Origin of the sequence: Eubacterium limosum (genome assembly GCF_000807675.2) — a bacterium.
Classification (GTDB): domain Bacteria; phylum Bacillota; class Clostridia; order Eubacteriales; family Eubacteriaceae; genus Eubacterium; species Eubacterium limosum.
Window position 1 is genome coordinate 4,250,436 of record NZ_CP019962.1, and the last position, 19,319, is coordinate 4,269,754.

At 43.1% G+C, this 19,319-nt stretch carries 15 protein-coding genes; 2 read left to right on the forward strand and 13 right to left on the reverse strand.

Annotated features, from left to right (window positions below):
• Position 1: 1 nt before the first annotated feature.
• The 7 genes from B2M23_RS21705 to B2M23_RS20055 all read right to left on the reverse strand — a co-directional run bounded on the left by B2M23_RS21705 (position 2) and on the right by B2M23_RS20055 (position 8,717).
• Positions 2–1,702: a sugar transferase gene (locus tag B2M23_RS21705; protein ID WP_038351294.1), complete on the reverse strand. Its 1,701-nt coding sequence runs from the start codon at positions 1,700–1,702 to the stop codon at positions 2–4.
• A gap of 22 nt (positions 1,703–1,724) precedes the next feature.
• Entirely contained in the window at positions 1,725–2,996 is a 1,272-nt protein-coding gene (locus tag B2M23_RS20030) for a DegT/DnrJ/EryC1/StrS family aminotransferase (RefSeq protein WP_038351293.1), read from the reverse strand.
• A gap of 837 nt (positions 2,997–3,833) precedes the next feature.
• Entirely contained in the window at positions 3,834–5,063 is a 1,230-nt protein-coding gene (locus B2M23_RS20035; RefSeq protein ID WP_038351292.1) for a nucleotide sugar dehydrogenase, read from the reverse strand.
• 35 nt (positions 5,064–5,098) lie between these two features.
• The gene (locus B2M23_RS20040; RefSeq protein WP_038351291.1) at positions 5,099–6,151 is read right to left on the reverse strand and encodes an NAD-dependent epimerase/dehydratase family protein; all 1,053 of its coding nucleotides are present in this window, start codon (positions 6,149–6,151) and stop codon (positions 5,099–5,101) included.
• 268 nt (positions 6,152–6,419) lie between these two features.
• Positions 6,420–7,718, reverse strand: coding sequence for a hypothetical protein (locus B2M23_RS20045; protein ID WP_038351290.1), 1,299 nt, complete (start codon positions 7,716–7,718; stop codon positions 6,420–6,422).
• Positions 7,719–8,204: 486 nt separating this feature from the next.
• Positions 8,205–8,423, reverse strand: a complete 219-nt coding sequence (locus tag B2M23_RS20050) for a YdbC family protein (RefSeq protein WP_038351289.1) — start codon at positions 8,421–8,423, stop codon at positions 8,205–8,207.
• A gap of 39 nt (positions 8,424–8,462) precedes the next feature.
• Positions 8,463–8,717, reverse strand: a complete 255-nt coding sequence (locus B2M23_RS20055) for a glutaredoxin domain-containing protein (protein WP_224168834.1) — start codon at positions 8,715–8,717, stop codon at positions 8,463–8,465.
• 194 nt (positions 8,718–8,911) lie between these two features.
• Here B2M23_RS20055 and upp point away from each other — a divergent pair, with 194 nt between their 5' ends.
• On the forward strand, positions 8,912–9,541 hold the full coding sequence (gene upp / locus B2M23_RS20060; protein WP_013381008.1) for a uracil phosphoribosyltransferase: 630 nt from the start codon (positions 8,912–8,914) through the stop codon (positions 9,539–9,541).
• Positions 9,542–9,559: 18 nt separating this feature from the next.
• Positions 9,560–10,906 carry an APC family permease gene (locus B2M23_RS20065; protein WP_038351288.1) on the forward strand — a complete coding sequence of 449 codons (1,347 nt, stop codon included), beginning with the start codon at positions 9,560–9,562 and terminating at the stop codon, positions 10,904–10,906.
• A 237-nt stretch (positions 10,907–11,143) separates the two neighbouring features.
• Here B2M23_RS20065 and B2M23_RS20070 read toward each other — a convergent pair whose 3' ends face one another.
• From B2M23_RS20070 to B2M23_RS20095, 6 genes are all read right to left on the reverse strand, one after another.
• On the reverse strand, positions 11,144–11,563 hold the full coding sequence (locus B2M23_RS20070; protein ID WP_038351287.1) for a hypothetical protein: 420 nt from the start codon (positions 11,561–11,563) through the stop codon (positions 11,144–11,146).
• 212 nt (positions 11,564–11,775) lie between these two features.
• Positions 11,776–13,356: a BCCT family transporter gene (locus tag B2M23_RS20075; RefSeq protein WP_038351286.1), complete on the reverse strand. Its 1,581-nt coding sequence runs from the start codon at positions 13,354–13,356 to the stop codon at positions 11,776–11,778.
• Positions 13,357–13,413: 57 nt separating this feature from the next.
• A complete protein-coding gene (locus B2M23_RS20080) occupies positions 13,414–14,847 on the reverse strand; it encodes a trimethylamine methyltransferase family protein (RefSeq protein ID WP_038351285.1) in 1,434 nt (477 codons plus the stop codon).
• Between the two features lie 22 nt (positions 14,848–14,869).
• Complete coding sequence (locus B2M23_RS20085; RefSeq protein ID WP_038351284.1) at positions 14,870–16,309, reverse strand: trimethylamine methyltransferase family protein; 1,440 nt, start codon at positions 16,307–16,309, stop codon at positions 14,870–14,872.
• Between the two features lie 23 nt (positions 16,310–16,332).
• A complete protein-coding gene (locus B2M23_RS20090) occupies positions 16,333–17,784 on the reverse strand; it encodes a sigma-54 interaction domain-containing protein (RefSeq protein ID WP_038351283.1) in 1,452 nt (483 codons plus the stop codon).
• A 92-nt stretch (positions 17,785–17,876) separates the two neighbouring features.
• Entirely contained in the window at positions 17,877–19,319 is a 1,443-nt protein-coding gene (locus B2M23_RS20095; protein WP_038351282.1) for a trimethylamine methyltransferase family protein, read from the reverse strand.

Sequence of the window (19,319 nt, forward strand, 5' to 3'; positions counted from 1 at the left end):
ATCAATTCCTCAAATATTTTTTATACAATAAGTTCTGAACTTTTATTGGCATCACGTACATTCCTGTCTGGGCAATTCCAACAAACGCATAATCAAAAAATGAAGAGTATCCCATTTTCCAGAATTTACGTATTGTTGCAATATAACTCCAAGTATTCTGCCAACTTTTCCTTCTCTTCGCAAGCTCATCTGAGCTTCTAAACCACAAAAGAGATTCGTCAATATTTTCTGCTTTATCGCCTGAATATAGCATTCTACCAAATAAATCAACATCCTGATTTCTCTTTAAGTCTGCATATCCGCCCTGTTCAAGAACCTTGCTCTTGCGATACATTACTGCTGGATGATTAAACGCAGATCTCTTTTTTGCAAAGTTATATATTTCTTTTGAGGTTGTCGGAACTGTCCGTTTTGAAACAATATTTGATATATCGCCAACAAATTCATCAACATGTGAACCAACAATAGACAAATATGGTTTTTCTTCAAATCTTTTCATCTGTTTTTCACAACGATCAGGTTTAGAGCAATCATCCGTATCCATTCTAGCTACTAATTCATTTCTACATTCTTTTAATCCAACATTTAATGCAAGGCCTAATCCTAAATTAGTTTCATTTTTTATTCTATGGAGATATTGATTGTACTCATTTAAAACCGTATATAGTTCATCCGTAAGCGGTCCATCTTCAACTAAAATAATCTCATCTGGCTTTACAGTTTGATTTATCATGCTGTCTAATGCTATTTTTAAATACTCTGGATTTTCTTTTTTATATAAAGACATTAAAACACTGTACTTTTTAGATGTCGCTTCATCCTTAATCATTTGTAGATTTTCTTCACTTCCTATTATTTCATTGCTTCTATTTAATAATTGTTTAGCTGATTGCTGCCTATCGGCATATAATTCGTTATCAATTTGTTCTGTTCTTAATAAATAATCTCCAAAATCTTCAGCTGTGGGCATATCCTCTTGAACAATACCCTCTTGCTTTAAAAAAGCCTTTTTAACAGTATCCAAAATTATTTTGACATCACCAGTAAAACTGATTCTTTCTAAGTATTTTAAATCCAATTGTAATTTCTCTTCCCAAGTAATTGCATTTCTCCCATTTACTTGAGCCAATCCACTGAGACCTGGTTTAGCCGTATGACGCATTCTCTGCTCATCTGTCATAAACGTCATATCCCGTACTAATTGCGGTCTAGGCCCTATGATGGACATTGTTCCATTTACTATATTAAAAGCTTCTGGCAGCTCATCCAGTGATGTCGAACGCAGCCACGCCCCAAATTTAGTTAATCTGACAGCATCTGGAAGCAGATTGCCATCTTCATCCTTTTCATCAGTCATTGTGCGAAATTTATACATCTTGAAAATTGTTTCTTTACCATCTGATTCAATGAGTCCTGGCCTATCCTGAGTGAACAATACTGGGGACCCTAACTTAAATTTCACCAATAAAGCAACAATTACATATAAAGGACTAAACACGATGATTGCACTTCCTGCACATACTACATCCATAGCACGTTTTACATATTTTTCATAGAACCCCATTTTTCTGGTGGAAATTGAATTCATAGCGTTTGCTTTATATACAAGTTTATTTGCTCGCCTTTTTAATATATGTGCGGCAACTGCTGTAACAGCCACAGTTCCTCCAGCAATTATCCCGATTATTTTCTTTTTAGACACCGTATTCTCTCCTAAATACCATTTATTCAAAACAAGCTCTAATCACTTCTATAATTCTATCCTGCTGTTCTGCTGTCATCTTATTGTCACTTGGTAAACATAATCCTCTATGGAAGATGTCCATTCCGACATCTAAAGGATTTCCATCCGCACCAACTAAACCACCTGATATGTATGCATTCGTTTTTGCTCTGCCGTCACCTTCTCTAGTTACAAATCCATTCATACGATAGATTGGCTGCATATGCATCGGTTTCCAAATTGGTCTACCTTCTGCATTGATACTTGCGATAGCATCTAGAATTTCTGTAGGACAGCTCTTTCCAGCTTCTGGAGTATAAAGAACTTCTTGCTCTCCCCTTACCTGTTTACACATTGCTTCAGGATTGATGATCATACAAGACAGCCAGTAGTTTGGTACGCTCTTCTCAGCATCAAAAGGATTCATGGATACAGGTAAGTCTTTTAATCCTTCTTTATATCTTTCATAGATAGCTTTTTTCTGTGCAATATGCTCATCAAGATAAGGTAACTGACCTCTAACAACTCCAGCAATCACATTACTCATTCTATAGTTATATCCTAGCTCTTCATGCTGATACCATGGTGCATTCTCTCTTGACTGAGTAGACCACTTACGAATCTTATTAGCATCCTCTAAGCTATCAGTTAAGAACATACCTCCTGCACTTCCAGTAATAATCTTATTTCCATTAAAACTGATAGCATTATAGTTTCCAAAAGCTCCTGTCTGTTTTCCTTTATATGTAGCACCAAAAGACTCCGCTGCATCTTCGATAATTGTTGCTCCATGTAAGTCACAAATCTTTTTTATTTCATCAATCTTTCCAGGTGTACCGTAAAGATGTGCTACTACAACAACTTTAGCATCTGGATATAATTCGAACGCTTTTTTCAACGCAACTGGATCCATATTCCAAGTATCATATTCCGTATCAATAAAGACAGGTTCTCCACCTTCATATACAACAGGGTTAATCGTTGCATCGAACGTCATATCACTCGATAGAATTTTTTGCGACGGTTTTACACCTGCTAACTTAACTGCCATATGTAAAGCAGCTGTCCCTGCTGATAAAGCTACTGCGTATTTACAGCCTATTTTTTCACAGGTAAGTCTTTCTATCTCATTAATATTAGCGCCTACAGTGGACATCCAGTTTGTCTGATATGCATCCGTCATATATTCAAGTTCTGAACCATGCATAGTCGGACTGCTTAACCAAACTTTATTTTCAAATTTCTCAAACTCATGATTCGTTGGATTGAACATTTTAATTTCCCTCGCTTTTTATTTTGTCTCAATTTATTTTTTATTCTTTATCATTAAAAATTCTATGATGTACTTTATCTCAAAATTTTAGATTTTATTCATAATTGTTTTGGTCAAAAAAACGACCAATAATCCACCACAATCCTGCGGTGAATCTGGCCATTTCCTCCGTTCAATATTTTTCTATCACTCTAATCGCAGATCAATCCAGAGTACCCAAGAAGCCATCTTAACCTCTCAGGTTCTCAAAATCCACTTCACAATCCAGAAAAAACAAAATCGGATATGACCTAGACTTCCAAAACCCTTGTAAAATCAAAGCTTTCTCTTGGTTGTCCCTATTATATAATTATCGATAAATTTTATTTTCAAATTTTCAAACTGATAACTTCCTGAATTAAACATATTCAATCCTCTTGTTCGCTGTTAGTTTGCTTATTTTTATTCTTGCTTGTATTTGAAATCTGTGCTAACTTTTATACAGATATTTATATCGTTTCTTACGCTCATGAAGAACAAAAAATGACCATTAGCCCACCGATAGCATTTACACCGAGCCTGGTCAATTTGTTAATTTCCTCCATTCACTTTTCCACTCTATATTGTGTGTCAATTCAGCGTATTCAAGAAGTCATCTTAATCTCTTTGATTCTCGAATCTAATGTATAATCCATAGAAAATTTCATGATCGGAACTTGACCCAGACTCTCGAAACCCGTATAAAACAAATTTTTTCTTGGTTGTATCTGTTAAATATTGCTATCACTTTTTCTCTAAGTTTTACACCGTTATCTTGATAGCAAAATAAAAGATAGCAGTTCCATACAAAATCACAATTTAGTCTCTTTTGAATTGATCTCTCGTATAGACTTTTTCGACCACATCATCCAGACAAGGATCATAGCGGTTCGCAAGGATGCAGGAACTTTTGGTTTTAAAAGCCTCTAAATCATTGATTACGATTGAACCAAAGAAAGTTTCTCCATCTTTAAGAACCGGTTCATAAATTATTACAGTAGCGCCTTTTGCCTTAATACGTTTCATGATTCCCTGAATAGAACTCTGGCGGAAATTGTCTGAATTGCTTTTCATGGTCAGGCGATAAATGCCCACGATGACTTCTTTCTCTTTACCTCTGTTCCAATTGTCATTCGCTTCATAAGCTCCGGCGATCTCTAAAACCCGGTCTGCAATAAAATCTTTCCGGGTTCGATTGCTTTCTACAATTGCAGAGATCATGTTCTGCGGAACATCCTGATAGTTTGCGAGAAGCTGCTTTGTGTCTTTCGGCAGACAATAGCCACCGTATCCGAAAGATGGATTGTTATAATGTGTGCCAATTCGCGGATCCAGGCAAATACCTTCAATAATCTTTTTGGTATCTAATCCCTTCATTTCTGCGTAGGTATCAAGCTCATTGAAATATGAGACCCGTAAAGCCAGATAGGTATTGGCAAAGAGTTTGACTGCTTCTGCTTCTGTAAATCCCATGAATAATACATCAATATTATCTTTTATCGCACCTTCTGCTAGCAGCTGGGCGAAGGACTCGGCTTTTTCTTTACTCTCTTCATCGCAGCCTACAATAATACGTGATGGGTAAAGATTATCGTACAGTGCCTTTGATTCCCTGAGGAACTCTGGGCTAAAGATGATATTTTTAGTTCTGCACTTATCTCGGATGCTTTCTGTATAACCAACGGGAATGGTGGACTTAATGACCATCATTGCCTCAGGATTCACGCTCAAGACCATTTCAATCACTGCTTCGACAGCAGAAGTATCAAAAAAGTTTTTTTTGCTGTCATAATTCGTTGGAGCCGCAACAACCACAATTTCAGCATTTTTATAGGCGTTTTCTCCATCCAGAGTCGCTGTCAGATTAAGCTTTTCTTCTTTTAAAAATTTTTCAATATAATCATCATGAATTGGGCTTATACCCGCATTAATCTGATCTACCTTTTCTGGAATAATATCAACGGCAGTGACTTCATTATGTTGTGCCAGCAGTGTGGCGATTGAGAGCCCCACATACCCTGTTCCAGCAACCGCAATTTTCTTTTTCATATTCTATCTGTTCCTTTTATTTCTTTGTTTGTTCGTCATACTTTATAAAAGACTTTGTACCATTCTGCGAATCTTCTCAGACCAGTACGCAAATCGGTATTCGGTTTGAATTCAAAAGTGCTCTCTAATTCACTCGTATCCGCGTATGTAACTGGCACATCACCGGGCTGCATTGCCACAAGCTCTTTATGATTTTCAAAGTTATAATCATCTGGTAATACTTCTGCTTTCACCAATTCTTCGGACAAAATTTGTACAAAATCTAAAAGATTTTCAGGTTTTGAATTTCCGATATTATAGACAGCATACGGCGGAATTGGCAGACCATCTTCACCGTTTTTTTTATCTGGCGCACCCTGAATCACTCTTTTTACACCCTCGACAATATCATCCACATAAGTAAAGTCTCTCAGGCAATTTCCATAGTTGAATATCTTGATGCTTTCCCCGGCTCTCAGTTTATTTGTGAAGCTGAAATAAGCCATATCTGGTCTGCCGGCGGGGCCGTAAACGGTAAAAAATCGAAGTCCTGTAGACGGAATGTTATAGAGCTTTGAGTACGCATGTGCCATCAACTCATTGGATTTCTTTGTTGCAGCATAGAGCGACACTGGGTTATCCACTTTATCTTCTGTACTGTAAGGAACTTTTTGGTTTACACCATAAACGGATGAAGATGAAGCATAGACCAGATGTTCCACTGGATAATGACGGCATGCCTCAAGGATGTTGTAAAATCCAATCAGGTTACTCTCGATATACACGTCTGGATTTGTAATGCTGTAGCGTACGCCCGCTTGGGCGGCAAAGTTTACCACAATTTCTGGTTTGTATTTTTCAAACAGATTAACAATTATTTCCTTATCTGCAATATTTCCTCTTACAAAAGTCCATCTGCCACCTAATGCTTCAATCTGCTCCAATCGCCACGCTTTTATGCTCACATCATAGTAATCATTCATATTGTCAATACCGATAATGGATATAGATGGAACTGTACGAAGCAGCTCTGTCACTAAATTCGAGCCGATAAAACCCGCAGCACCTGTGATCAATATTGTTTTATGATCCAGATCAATGTGATTCATAGTTTTAACTCCCTAATTTTTTTTCTTAGTTAAATCTATATTTTTATTTAAAACTCGTAGCACTCACGATCATAAGCTGATCCTTTAATCTTTACTTTCATCGCATTGTGTTTTCTTTCATTTATATGTAAAGAAAACACAATGCGACGCGAAATAAAAACAGGTGGTGCTAAGCCTGTACTTTTGGCCCTATAGACGAAAAGCACACCCATGAATTTCTCCACAGGATTTAAAGATTAAATTTATAATCTATTTATTATTCTTCTTATCATGCAGCGCCCGCATAAAACCGCTCATAAAACCCTTTTCCCAGATTCCTCGCACTGTTCAGCGCCGTACTCCCCCGGTGGCCTTCTTTACAAATGAAGTTCTTTCCGCCGTAGAAGTTGACGCTGGGGTTCTGGTACTCGGTGTTATGCCTAGCGATGGGGGCATCGCAGTGGTAGCATCGGGTGCTGACGTAGTAGGGCTTGCTGGTCATGGCGACCAGGCCTTTCTGCCAGGCTTTGTACTGGACGTAGCGGACAATGCGCCTTCCGATAAAGTCATAAGGGGTTTTGCCCAGGTAGGGCTTTTTCGCCTGGTCGAAGCTTTCTTTGAGCTCGGGCAGGACGATGAGTTTGGCGCCCTGTTTGAGGGCGTAGTCGACAATCTTTCGGCTTACCTCATGGGCGTAATGATCGGTCAGGCGGGTAATTTTGTCGTAGTATTTTTTGTTTGGTCGTTGCTCTTGCGGAACGCTGAGGGCAGCGTTCCCTACAGTGTGCGTCATAAACCTGGGGGCCTTGTTCCCAACAATGCCGCGTTTGGTATACCCTAGAAGCTGCTTCCTACGGTGGGCCAGTTCTTTTCCGCCTTTAATGAAATATGGGGCGGTGGCGCGACCGTCTGCTTCGATGGTGGTACAAACCGCGAGGCTGTCGGAACCGGTTAAGGCCACGGCGACAAACTTTTCGTTTTGCCGCACGCGCTCCTTGGCGGTCCGGCTGTCCTTTACGATCTCCTTGACGGGGATGTGGAGCATGACTTTTTTCTTCTTGATGACAATGGTCGGGCTCATGAGCTCGGCGTCTTTGGGGAAGGGTCTGCCCGTATAACGGTGCTTGACCCAGGCCCAGGTTTTGCCGGTGTAGAGCTTAAGCAGTATACTTTTCTCGTCAAAGTCTTTGTACATGCCTTTGTAGTAGAGCATGGACATATGCAGACGCTTTGGCGGGCTGGGCTTTCCGCTTTTTATCGTGCCTTCCTGCCACGCCTTGAGCTTGCCCACATAGCTTCTATACATGCTGATGGCCGCGTTGATGGCGGCGCGCCTAAAGTACAGGGGGATTTTCTCAAAGGGCAGGGGCGTTTCGGGCGGGGTGCCATCTCTTTGTTTTATGGTCTGCAGCTCTAAATGGCGCAGTAAATTCTGATTGGTGAGGCTGAGGGCTTCGGGCTGCTTCTCGAGCAGCTTGTAGTAGAATGCCAGGACAGCGTCAAAGAGGGACTGGGTTTGCTTAAACCAGTCTAAATGCTTGTAATTCAGCTGTATTTTGTACGTCGTGATGGCGTATCCCGCACTCATAACTGACCTCACTTTTATTCGTGGACTGTTGGTAGTCTGCGAGTACAATACCGGAAAAATCGCAAGCGTGTACGTTATAAAGAATTATGACCAGATCATTGACCAGATTGTAAAAATAACTTTTGTAAATTAAAATTCGTGTGATGCAGATTTTACCTTATTATATATAGATGAAAACTGACCAGATTTTGACCAGTCTGTAAAAAAGTGAAAAATAAAGAAAATCAGGATTTATCGTTAGAATAAAAACATAAAAGTGATTTTAAAGAAAATTATTTAAAAAATTCAAAAAATGGGTGCATTTTTCATGAGGGAATGTTATAATAAATCACGCAGTTGAAAAACAAATCATTTTCTTAAATGAATAATTAAAAAAAGTTCGCAGACTACCAACAGTCTGCGAACTTTTTCTACTTAAAAGCAACGTAAAAAACGGACCCTCTCGAGTCCGTTTTTTTCTCTTTTTTATTCGTTTTTCTAATAAATTTAAAGCTCTAACTCATTCAAAATGTTACGCAGCTCGACCACTTCATCGATGGTCAGGGTTACGCCCTTACGCATTTTTTCATGGTTTGCGTCCCATTCACGAATATCGTATTTGGGTTCGCGGTCATTCCAGCTGACCAGGTTTAATTCCTTCTGCCAGCCGCTTGCTCCTTCGGATAATACTCCAACTTCTTCTACTACTTTAAACGAAAATGCCATATTTCCTCTTCTTCCTTTTAATTATTTATCTTATCCCGCTTATGCGAGCATTTTATCAAAGTCTCCCTGATTATCAAGCTCGGCCAGCTCGGTATAGCCGCCGATAAACTTTTCATCGACAAAAATAAAGGGAACCGTGTGCTGTCCGGTCTTTTCGGCCAGTACCTGTTTCATCTCATTATTGCCGTAAATGTCGACATCCTTGTAAGTCAGGCCCTTTTGGTCTAACAAACGCTTTGCGTTATTGCAAAATGGGCAGTGGGGCCAGGTATATAATCTTATTTCTTTCATCATCAAACATCCTTCCGTTTCTTATGTTTATATCCTGATTGGCTATTTTTATTCAAGCTTTGATAATATCGGTCCTTTTCTTTACCATTTTACCTTATTCTGGCAGAGTGTCAAGAATTAAAAGTAAAAAACAATGGCCTTTCAGCTTTTTTTAATGTATTATAGTGTTTAGTAAACAAGACAAAGGAGCTTTTTTTATGAATGAAGTAACTACCATTGACCATCCTCTGGTCACCCATAAGCTAACCTTACTCCGTATGAAGGATACACCGTCTAAGGATTTCAGAGAGCTGGTCAAGGAACTGGCCACGCTCATGGCCTATGAAGTCACCAGGCGCTTTCCCCTTAAAGATATTGAGATTGAAACGCCCATCTGTAAAACCACCAAGCAGGTGCTGGCAGACAAGGATGTGGTTATCGTGCCGATTCTGCGCGCTGGTCTGGGCATGGTCGAGGGCTTTACCCATGTTATCCCCAATGCCAAAATCGGGCATATCGGCTTATTCCGCGATCCTGAAACGCTGGAAGCCGTGGAGTATTACCGCAAGCTGCCCACGGATATCGCTGAGCGCGAGGCCATCATCACCGATCCCATGCTGGCCACTGGCGTCTCCTCTGTCCACACCATTGACATCTTGAAGGACGCGGGTTGCAAAAATATTAAGTTGGTTGTTATTTTAGCTTCTCCGGAGGGTATAAAGGCTGTACAAGCAAAACACCCCGAGGTACCTATTTATTGTGCTTGTATCGACGAAGGGCTGAACGATCATTCCTATATTGTTCCAGGCCTTGGCGATGCGGGAGACCGCCTCTTCGGGACTAAATAGGACAGGAGGTCTGTTACCATGACAACAGACACAATCAAAAAACGTTATGGACTGTTTACAGCCATTGCCATGATTATCGGAATCGTCATCGGTTCCGGTATTTTTTTTAAAAGCGATAATATTTTAATTGCCACCGGCGGCAATGTCGTTCTGGGTGTAATCATCTTCTGCTTTGCGGCCGTCAGCATTATTTTTGGAAGCCTGACGGTGGCGGAGCTGGCCTCCCGAACCGACGAGCCCGGCGGGGTACTCACTTATGCCCGAATTTTTATAAACCCCATGGCAGGCTCGGCCTACGGCTGGTTTCAAACCTTTGTCTATCTGCCCACCATCACCGTCGTGTTATCCTGGGTTTCGGGCATTTACTTTTGTATTTTCTTTAACATCAATGCCTCGCTGGAGCTTCAGTGTCTCGTGGGTTTTGGCCTGCTGACAGGTTTGTACCTCATGAACATGCTCTCGGCCAGGCTTGCCGGGCTTTTTCAGAACGCTGCGACGGTCATCAAGCTGATTCCACTTCTGATCATTGCGGTAGCGGGACTGGTCCACGGGAATACAGAAACCGCCACAGCCGCCATGCCGGCCCCAGCCACCGGGATGCTTCACGCTTCCTGGATTATGGCGATCCCCTCGGTGGCCTTCTCCTTTGACGGATGGATCATCTCCACCTCGGTGGCTCATGAGATCAAAAACAGCCGGCGGAACCTGCCCATTGCGCTGGTCATCAGCCCCTTGTTTATTCTGCTCATGTACATCCTCTACTTTGTAGGTGTCACCAACCTGCTGGGCGCCCCGGCCATTATGCAGCTGGGCGACGCTCACCTGGACCAGGCGGCGGCCATGGTTTTTGGCCCTTTTGGCGCTAAGCTTATCGGCTTCTTTGTTTTAATCTCTGTGCTTGGCGGTCTGAACGGTCTGGTCATGGGGATTTCGCAGATGCCCTACTCCCTGGCGCTTCAGAAAATGATCCCAGGCGCGGATAAGCTCAAGGTTCTCACACCAAAGTCGGATTTTCCACTCAACTCGACCATCGCATCCTACCTGATTGTTACCTGCTGGTTTGTCGTCCATTATTTCACACAGCGCTTTGGACTGCTGACCAACTCCGATGTGTCAGAAATCGCCATTGTGGTCTCTTACCTGCTCTACCTTCCTTTATACTACCAGGTCTTTAAACTTGGGAGAAAACAGCAGATTGGGGCTTTCAGAGGCATTCTGTGTCCGGTTCTGGCAGCGGTCGGCTCGCTGATCATCTTTTCAGGCGGTCTGCAAAGCCCGCTGTTTATTCTCTACATTGCCATCTGCCTTGTTTTTCTGGCTGCCGGCATGGTTTATTACCAAAAAATAACAAAAGCGCAGGTCTGATGCCTGCGCTTTTTTCGTGTCAAAAAACTCAAGAGACGAAGTCTTTTACCTAAGGAAGAAAAAAGCGTCCTGCGGACACTCCGCTCAGGGCTATAGCTTCTTCACTACAGCAGAAGCTTGGATCTTATTAATGTCCGGCCGTTCAGGTAATACGGCACGATTCCTGGCCGTTTACCGCAGCGCCTGGATCTTTTTTCTTATCTGGATAAAAGACATAGTCTCGGCCTGCGCTTTTTCTTATGCTTCTTTTGAATCGTCTTTATCCTTGGTTTCTTCTTCCTCGATTATTTCCGCGTCAGAAACGGCTTCTTCGTCTGTATCTTTGGCTGCTTCTCCGTTTTCTTCCTTTGTTTCTTCTTTGGTTTCTTCTTTGGCTTTCATTTCTTCTTCTCTGGCCTCAAGCTCTGCAATCTTTTCTTCTTTTTCTAAAATTTTGCGGCACAGCACATCACAAGGATCGTCACTGTCTTCAGCCAGATTTTCTTTTCGGGCTTCATAAACCGTTTTACCCAGCTCGGCAAAAAGCGCCTCGAGCTCGTGCTTTTCGGACACAATGGTGGTTTTTACCTTTGCGGCTTCTGCCAGGTCGCCGAGCATATCGGCTGTTGCGGCGGCCACGTCATTCAGGGTTTTTCCCAAATCATCAAAAATTGTCATTCTTTTTCTCCTTATATGTTAGTTTTAAAAAATCAAGGGTATATATCTTTCTGGCAGGGAAACCACACCGGTCTCCTTTTATATAAATTAATTTTTTACTCCTCTCAAATCCCCGGTCAGCGCCAAAGTGGCCGGGGGTCTCCTTTTTTTGATAATTCTATTTTAGCACGAAAGCTTTAAAGAAAGATTTATCTTTTCCACAAAATCAGATATTACTGATTATCTTTTTTATAAATATCCAGATCTCCCCGGCTGTAGTCATCATATTGACGCAGGTGCTTCATAGCGCGGTAATAAGAAGCCATCATCAATACCATTAAAAGCGCAATGGGCAGGCCACATACAATGGAAGCCGTCTGCAGGGCCTCTGTTCCGCCAACACTCAGCAAAACAGCGGCGGTTACCGCCATTATGCTCCCCCAGAATATACTGATGCTCCTGGGCGGTGCCGCCTCTCCCGTTACATCTTTAAACTGTTTCATAGACATGGCGGATATGGACATGGTCATCGACTCGGCCAACGTGACAAAAGACAATACCACGATAACAAGGGCTACCACGTTCATGACGGCACTCCACGGCAGCTGTTTAAAGAAAGCGTACAGGGCCATGTCTGATCCGGTTTGCTCAATGAGCTCACCGATATTGGCGCCGTAAAATTTTTCAAGAAGAATGCTTCCTCCGCCAAAAATACCAAACCAGGCAAAGGAAAACACTACCGGCGCAATGAGATTTATGACCACAAATTCCCGTATGGTGCGCCCATAGGCCAGCTTTACTAAAAACAGGCCGATCAGCGGCGCAAAAACCATCCACCATGTGTTAAAGAATACATTATTAGCCCCGATCCACCCTGTTTTCTCAATGGGGTCAAGAAACAGGGACAGGTTAATAAAATCATTAAAATACTGCCCCACAGCCGTAATGGTCAATTCCGTTACCCCCACAGGGTCTACCGCAATAAAGGCAAAAATCAAAACGAAAAAGTATAGCACGGTATTCAGGTTGCTGATGTATGTAATGCCCCGGTGCAGCCCGGAGATGCTGGATAGCGTATAAAACAGGGTGATCACTGCTATGACCACAACCCAACTGTACAAATTGCTTGTAAATCCCATAATAATATCGAATCCCCGGGCGATCTGCAGTGTGGCGAATCCAAGCGAGGTCGCAATTCCTGCAATGATCGCGAAAATAACCAGTGCATCGACGGCATTTCCGGCCGCGCCATAGATTTTATCCCCCGCAAGGGGGTACAGCGCCGTACAGACCCGATAATCTTTTTTGCTATTATAGATTAAGAAGACAACGCTCAGGCCCGCCGCTGTATAAATTGAGTAGGGATGGATGCACCAGTGCAGAAAAGTATATTTCAGGGCGCCGAAAACAGCAGCGCTGGATAAAGGCGCAGCGTCTAAAAATGGCGGCGGATTATAGATAAACTGTATCGGCTCATAAACACCGTAGTAATTAATCCCCACTGCTATTCCTGAGGTCAGGGCGATTGCAAACCAGACAAATTTATTTATCCTGGGCACTGCCTCTGGGCCTCCCAGCCGGATTTTTCCATATTTGCTAAAACCAGCCCACAGGCAAAATATAATGGCCGAAAACGCGACAAGCGTGATAAACCATGTAAAATTTTTCAATACAAACGCAAGTGCTGTGTCGGCAGCTTTTGAAAAAGCCTCTGGCGCAATGCAGGCAAATGCCACAAAGAAAATAAGGGCGGCTCCGGAAATCAGCAGCACATGCCAATTGACCATTTTCAGCACCCTTTTGTTTTTATACATAGCGATTCCTCTCCTTTTAAAAAAAGCAGAGACAAAGCCTGCCTCTGCTTTTTAAATTTATATCTCCAGCCTGTAGCATTCCGGAATATACGGTTCAATGACAGATAAACGGTCTTTTGAAATTTCCGGAGGACGATAGCTCTCCAATCGTTTTTTCACAGCCGGCTCCATCGATTCCTTTAAAGATTTTGAGCCGCTGTTTTGCCATTGGTTTGGGTCTTCCTTATTCATGTATTGCGACTGGTAGAATTCTTCCCGGTACATTTTGGGCGTCCGTCCCTTTAAGAACGTTCCCCTCGCACCTGTCGCCTTGATTTCCTCGAAACAGAAGCGGTCTTCTGAACAGTTTACCCCCTTCAGCAGATGTGTGGTCATTTGTATGATCTCTTCATCCATCAGAAACTTTTCAAAATTTATGACATTGAAGGTTCCCAGTGTCCCGCAGGCATGCTCGATAAAATTAGACCCACAGTCTAAACTTGCGTAAAGCATCATCATGCTCTCAATGCCTGACTGGGCATCAAAATCTTTTGCGTCACTGAGCCCGCCGCCTGTCCTGAAGGGTAAGTGATAATAATCCGCAAGCCCTGCCGTTACATAGCAGACCAGCGCCGTCTCGGGCGACCCAATGCTCAGCTGAATGGTGTGCATATTTGTTGATGCCGAGGTATTACCATAGATCACCGGTATACCTGGTCTCAAAAGCTGGGCCAGCACAATCCCAGCCAGCTGCTCTGCGTTTGTCATGGCCATCATCGAGACGACAGACGGCGGCGCGGTCATCAGCGGCATGGCGCAGGGCACAATCCACAGGGGTTGGTTCGCTTCACAGGTCGCAAACAATTTTTCGATGGGTGCATTGTCAAAGGTGAGCGGGGACAGGGAGTTCAGCATTGGTAAAATATGGTATTTGTCATTGCCCTCAAAACGGTTGACAATCTGTATGGTTTTTTTAAACAATGCTCTTAAGTGGCTCTCTTTTCCAGAAGCCAAGGTATTAGGATAAAGCGTCACCGTCGGCTTATTGGCATATTTCATTTGAAGCGCCATATTGGCAAAAGTTTTTTGTTCGGATGTAAAATTTTTGGTTTCCGCCAAAAGGTTAATATGTGACCCTGTGATCACCGGGCTGGTATCCGCCAGCTTAAACTGGTCAAATATATCCGCATTATCCATTTTTCTTATTTCTTTGCCTGTCTGAATATAAATGTTACTCCCAAGCGGCCTGAAAACAGTATTATCTCCCCCTATTACCAAATCGCCCTTAAAAGAAGAAAGAATGAACTGAGACGGGATATTCTGCAGGGCCTCCATCAATGTTTTTTCATCAATAAATACCGTATCATTTTCCACCCGGACGCCGTGATCTTTAAATACCTCCAGCGCTTCCTGGTTTTCAAACTTTACCCCAACCTCGTTGAGAATACGCAGTGTCTGCTCATGGATTTTTTCAATCCCTTGTTTTGAGATGTACTTTTCATAGGATTTCATCGCTGTTCCCTTACATCCCGCCTTATATCATTTCCTTATATGCATCGGGCAGATAAGGCTGAAGCAGATCGTTCTGCTCTTTTGTAATTTCTGGCACTGTGTAGGATGCCAGGCGCTTTTCAACGTCCTGCTGGGCCACGTCGACCACGCTGATACTTCCCTTATTCTGCCATTGGTTCGGGTCATCCTTATTAAAATATCGGGCGAGATAAACCTCTTCGCGATACATCTTAGGGGTACGGCCTGTCAGGAAAGCGCCCCTTGGGCCAACCTTTTTAAGGGTATCCATGCAGAATTTTTCATCACTGCAATCAATTCCCGCAAATAACCGCTGATTCATTCTCTGAATTTCTTCATCAATCAGGAACTTGCGAAAGTCGGTTACATTAAATGATCCCATGCAGCCACAGGCGTGTAAAACAATATCGGCGTTGACGTCCTGTGTCGCTGTAATCATCATCATGGATTCAGCCCCCGCCTGAATATCTGCATCTTTCGCATCGCTGAGTGATCCGCCGGTTCTGAAGGGCAGGCCGTAGTAGTCTGCTAAACCGGCTGTGGCGTAAACGACCAATGCGCATTCGGGCGCTCCAATTGCAAGCTGGACGGTCCGCATATCTGTCGCGCCCGAGGTGTTCCCGTAAACAACCGGCACATTCGGATTTAATAATTTCGCCAGTACATAACCACCCAGCACCTCGGCGTTTGTCATTGCCACCATAGAAGCAATGGAAGGCGGCGCAGTCATGAGCGGCATGGCGCAGGGAGCGAACATAATGCCCTGATTTGCCTCACAGAGGACAAATACCCGCTCTAACGGATCATGATCCATGGTGAGCGGCGATAAAGTATTTAAAATATAAACGTTATGTACCGCGTCGTTTCCTTCAAAATCATTTAAAAGCTGTACACTTTTTTCAAAGGCTTCTTTGATGGCTTTTTTATCGGACAGCGCAAAGGTGTTGGCGGTTGTCAGAAACAGTGGCTTATGCCCATATTTTAAGATCAGGGCAATGTTGCTGAATATTTTCTGGTCTAAGGTAAATCCCTTGGAATAATCCTGGAAATAATTGATGGTCCCAAAATCAAGGATATCGCTGGTATCCTCGAGCTTAAACTGGTTTAGTGTATCCTCATTGCTCATTTTCCGAATGGCCCCATCTGGATAATGACAATATACATTGCCGCCGATCGCGCCATTGTATTGTTTGCCGCTGCCGATTTCCAGATCCCCTTTACAGGATTTTACCGTAAAGGAGCGCTGCGCGTGGCGGAGGGCCTCGGTCACCATTTTTTCATCAATAAAAACGGTTTGTCCTTCCACACGGGCCCCATGCTTCCTGAAAACCTCCAGGGCTCCCTCATGCTCAAACCGCATACCGATTTCTGATAAAATTTTTAATGAGTATTCATGAATTTTTTCAATTTCTTCTCTGGATATAAAACGTTCATAGCTTTTCATTTTTCATTCTCCTATCTGGATATCTATCCCAAAATTTTATATTTTCTCATTTTATTTTGTAAATTCTGTCTTGAAATATTCAAAAGCTTTGCCGCCTGGGTCACATTGTGGTTATTTTGCTTTAATGCTTTAATAATCGTTTCTTTTTCAAAATTATCGACCATCTCCCTGAGATTTTTATTGGCGCCTAAGCTCAGAGAAGCCGTCTGTTTTTCTTCGATCACCTTGTACCGGTCCAGCAGGTATTCCGGCAGACATGCGCTTTCCAGCGCGTAGCAGTCGTTTCCGGCCAAATACAGGCTTTGGGTAATGACATGCCGCAGCTCTCTTACGTTCCCCGGCCAGTCATGCTTCAGCAGAATTTTTCTGCTTGTTTTTGACAAGCTGTTTATTTTTTTCCCAAGGAAGGAAGCGACCTCAGAAATATAATAGTTTGAGAGGGCGATAATATCTTCCCTTCGGTTTTTCAGCGGCGGCAATTGAAGATTAAAAACGCTGAGCCGGTAATAAAGGTCTGAGCGCAGCCGGTTTTCCCTGATGGCCTCGAGGGGGTCCTGGTTAATGGCGGCGATAATACGGACATTCGCAACAATCTCTTTGTTCCCGCCCACTCTTCTAAACCTTTTCTCTTCCAGTACCCTCAGCAATTTGGACTGGATCGTAATGTTCATAGAATTCAGCTCATCCAGAAAAAGTGTCCCGCCTTCGGCCTCTTCAAAGAGCCCCTTCCGCTCTTTCGCGCCAGTAAAGGAACCGCTCCTTACGCCAAAAAGTGTGCTCTCTAAAAGATTTTCAGGGATAGCGCTGCAGTTAACAGCCACAAAATGATTCTTTTTCCGATCACTGATATTATGGATGCTCTGGGCAAAGACCTCTTTTCCTGTTCCCGTAGCCCCGGATATCATAATCGGTACGTCCGTTTTTCCGGCCAGCTTTGCCTTTTCAACGCACTGCTTCATTTCGTTGCTTTCTCCTATGATATCCTCAAAGGTGTACTGTGTGTTGTTATGCAGCTTGACAGCGCTCAGCGCCCCGTTATCATGGTTTTTCTTATTGATCGTATCTATGAGGTTAAAATACTCGGATATCTCACGGTAGGTGCCCACGCTCATTTCAATGTTTCCATTTTCATCAAAAACTGGAAAGGAATTAAAAAGCACTGTGCACTCCTTGCCATTTTTTGTTTTATAATAAGAAAATGTGTCTTTGTAGCAGCGCCCGTCCTTCAGGGTGTTCAACAGTAAAGACCGGCTCTCATCATCCAGGCTGATGGTCTTATCCGGATCGTTCGGCTTATAGATTTCATTGGGATTTTTACCGATCGCATCCTCTCGTTTCATTTCCTCAATACGTTCACAGCCTTTTGAATAAGCGACAATTTTTTTGTTTTTATCGACAACCAGCACACAGAAATCCTCTATTTTTTCAAGGCATTCTGCCGGCATCAATTTTTGATCTGTTTTCCCATTTTTCATAAAGCACCTCTTGTTTTTTGGTGATGGTATTTTAACCTAAAATACTGGCATGTCAAAATGGTCTTGTTCTTTATTAAGACTCACTATTTTGTCTATATCTTTTCTCTATATTCAACAGGAATATAAGGTGTAAGCAGGTCATTTTGTTCTTTTGTAATATCGGGCGCCTGATAGGAGGCAATGCGCCGCTCAACCTCCTCTCTGCAAATTTCATAAACACTTTTGGCCCCCTTGTTCATCCATTGATTAGGATCTTCTTTATTCAAAAATTGAGGAAGATAGAACTCCTGCCGGTACATCTTTGGCGTCCTGCCTTTCAGAAAAGTGCCCCGCGCGCCGGTTTTTTCAATTTCGTCAAGGCAGAAACGGCTTTCATCACAGTCAATACCGCTTATGAGACGGTTACACATGGCTGTTATTTCCTCATCAATAAGATACTTCTCAAAGCTGATAACATTAAACGAGCCCATAATTCCGCAGGCGTGGGCGATCAGATCGGCGCCGCAGTCCAGCGTTGCAAAGGTGATCATCTCCGACTCGATTCCTGCCTGAATATCAAAATCCTTGGCGTCGCTCAGCGCTCCCCCTGTCCTGAATGGCATATGATACAAATCTGCCAATCCTGCCGTCGCATAACAGATCAGCGCAGACTCTGGAGCGCCGATACTCAGCTGCAGAGTCCTAAGATTTGTACCTGCCGAGGTATTTCCGTAGACAACCGGCAGGCCCGGCCGGCAAAGCTGTGTGAGGACAATCCCCGCCAGGGTTTCGGCATTTGTCATGGCCATCATGCCCGCGATTGACGGGGGCGCTGTCAAAAGAGCCATCCCGCAGGGGCTGATCCACAACGGCTGGTTTTCATCACAATGCGCTAAAATGCGCTCGACGGGGTCATGATCATAGCATAGCGGCGACAGCGTATTTACCCCGTAAGAAACCACATATTTTTCTTCCTCCTCCACGCCTTCAAAACGTTTGACCAGCCGGATTCCCTCCGCGAAAGTTTCCCGCACGCTTTCCTGCTCAGAAAGGGCGAAGGTTCTTGGCATAAGCGCCACAGGCGCTGTATGGCTGTATTTTAAAGCGATCGCAATATTTGAAAATATCTTTTGTTCTTTGCTGAAATGCGCTGTTTCCAGAAAACCGTTTACGTCGTTACTGTTGACCACCTTGCTTGTCTCACCTAATTTAAACTGCCTGATAATATCGTCATTGTGCATTTTGCGAATACGGCCGTTTTCCGATAAATAGATCGCTCCGTCCGCCGGGCGCATGATTCTGGAGCCGCGTCCTACCTCGTAGCTTCCTTTTAAGGAAAACCGTGTAAAGCCCTCCGGCACTGTGGCTAGCGCGTTTTGGACCATTTTTTCATCCAGATAAACCGTATCATTCTCAATCACAGCGCCGTTTCTTTTGAAAATATCGAGGGCTTCCGGATGCTCAAACCGGATTCCTGTATTTTTTAATATGTACAGACTTTTTTCATGTATCTTCTCAATTTCTTCTTTCTTTATGTACTTTTCATATGCTTTCAT

Coding starts and splice junctions, on each gene's coding strand:
- B2M23_RS20030 (WP_038351293.1), bottom strand. CDS start 2,996: ATGTTCAATCCAACGAATCATGAGTTTGAGAAATTTGAAAATAAAGTT.
- B2M23_RS20035 (WP_038351292.1), bottom strand. CDS start 5,063: ATGAAAAAGAAAATTGCGGTTGCTGGAACAGGGTATGTGGGGCTCTCA.
- B2M23_RS20040 (WP_038351291.1), bottom strand. CDS start 6,151: ATGAATCACATTGATCTGGATCATAAAACAATATTGATCACAGGTGCT.
- B2M23_RS20045 (WP_038351290.1), bottom strand. CDS start 7,718: ATGAGTGCGGGATACGCCATCACGACGTACAAAATACAGCTGAATTAC.
- B2M23_RS20050 (WP_038351289.1), bottom strand. CDS start 8,423: ATGGCATTTTCGTTTAAAGTAGTAGAAGAAGTTGGAGTATTATCCGAA.
- B2M23_RS20055 (WP_224168834.1), bottom strand. CDS start 8,717: ATGATGAAAGAAATAAGATTATATACCTGGCCCCACTGCCCATTTTGC.
- upp (WP_013381008.1), top strand. CDS start 8,912: ATGAATGAAGTAACTACCATTGACCATCCTCTGGTCACCCATAAGCTA.
- B2M23_RS20065 (WP_038351288.1), top strand. CDS start 9,560: ATGACAACAGACACAATCAAAAAACGTTATGGACTGTTTACAGCCATT.
- B2M23_RS20070 (WP_038351287.1), bottom strand. CDS start 11,563: ATGACAATTTTTGATGATTTGGGAAAAACCCTGAATGACGTGGCCGCC.
- B2M23_RS20075 (WP_038351286.1), bottom strand. CDS start 13,356: ATGTATAAAAACAAAAGGGTGCTGAAAATGGTCAATTGGCATGTGCTG.
- B2M23_RS20080 (WP_038351285.1), bottom strand. CDS start 14,847: ATGAAATCCTATGAAAAGTACATCTCAAAACAAGGGATTGAAAAAATC.
- B2M23_RS20085 (WP_038351284.1), bottom strand. CDS start 16,309: ATGAAAAGCTATGAACGTTTTATATCCAGAGAAGAAATTGAAAAAATT.
- B2M23_RS20090 (WP_038351283.1), bottom strand. CDS start 17,784: ATGAAAAATGGGAAAACAGATCAAAAATTGATGCCGGCAGAATGCCTT.
- B2M23_RS20095 (WP_038351282.1), bottom strand. CDS start 19,319: ATGAAAGCATATGAAAAGTACATAAAGAAAGAAGAAATTGAGAAGATA.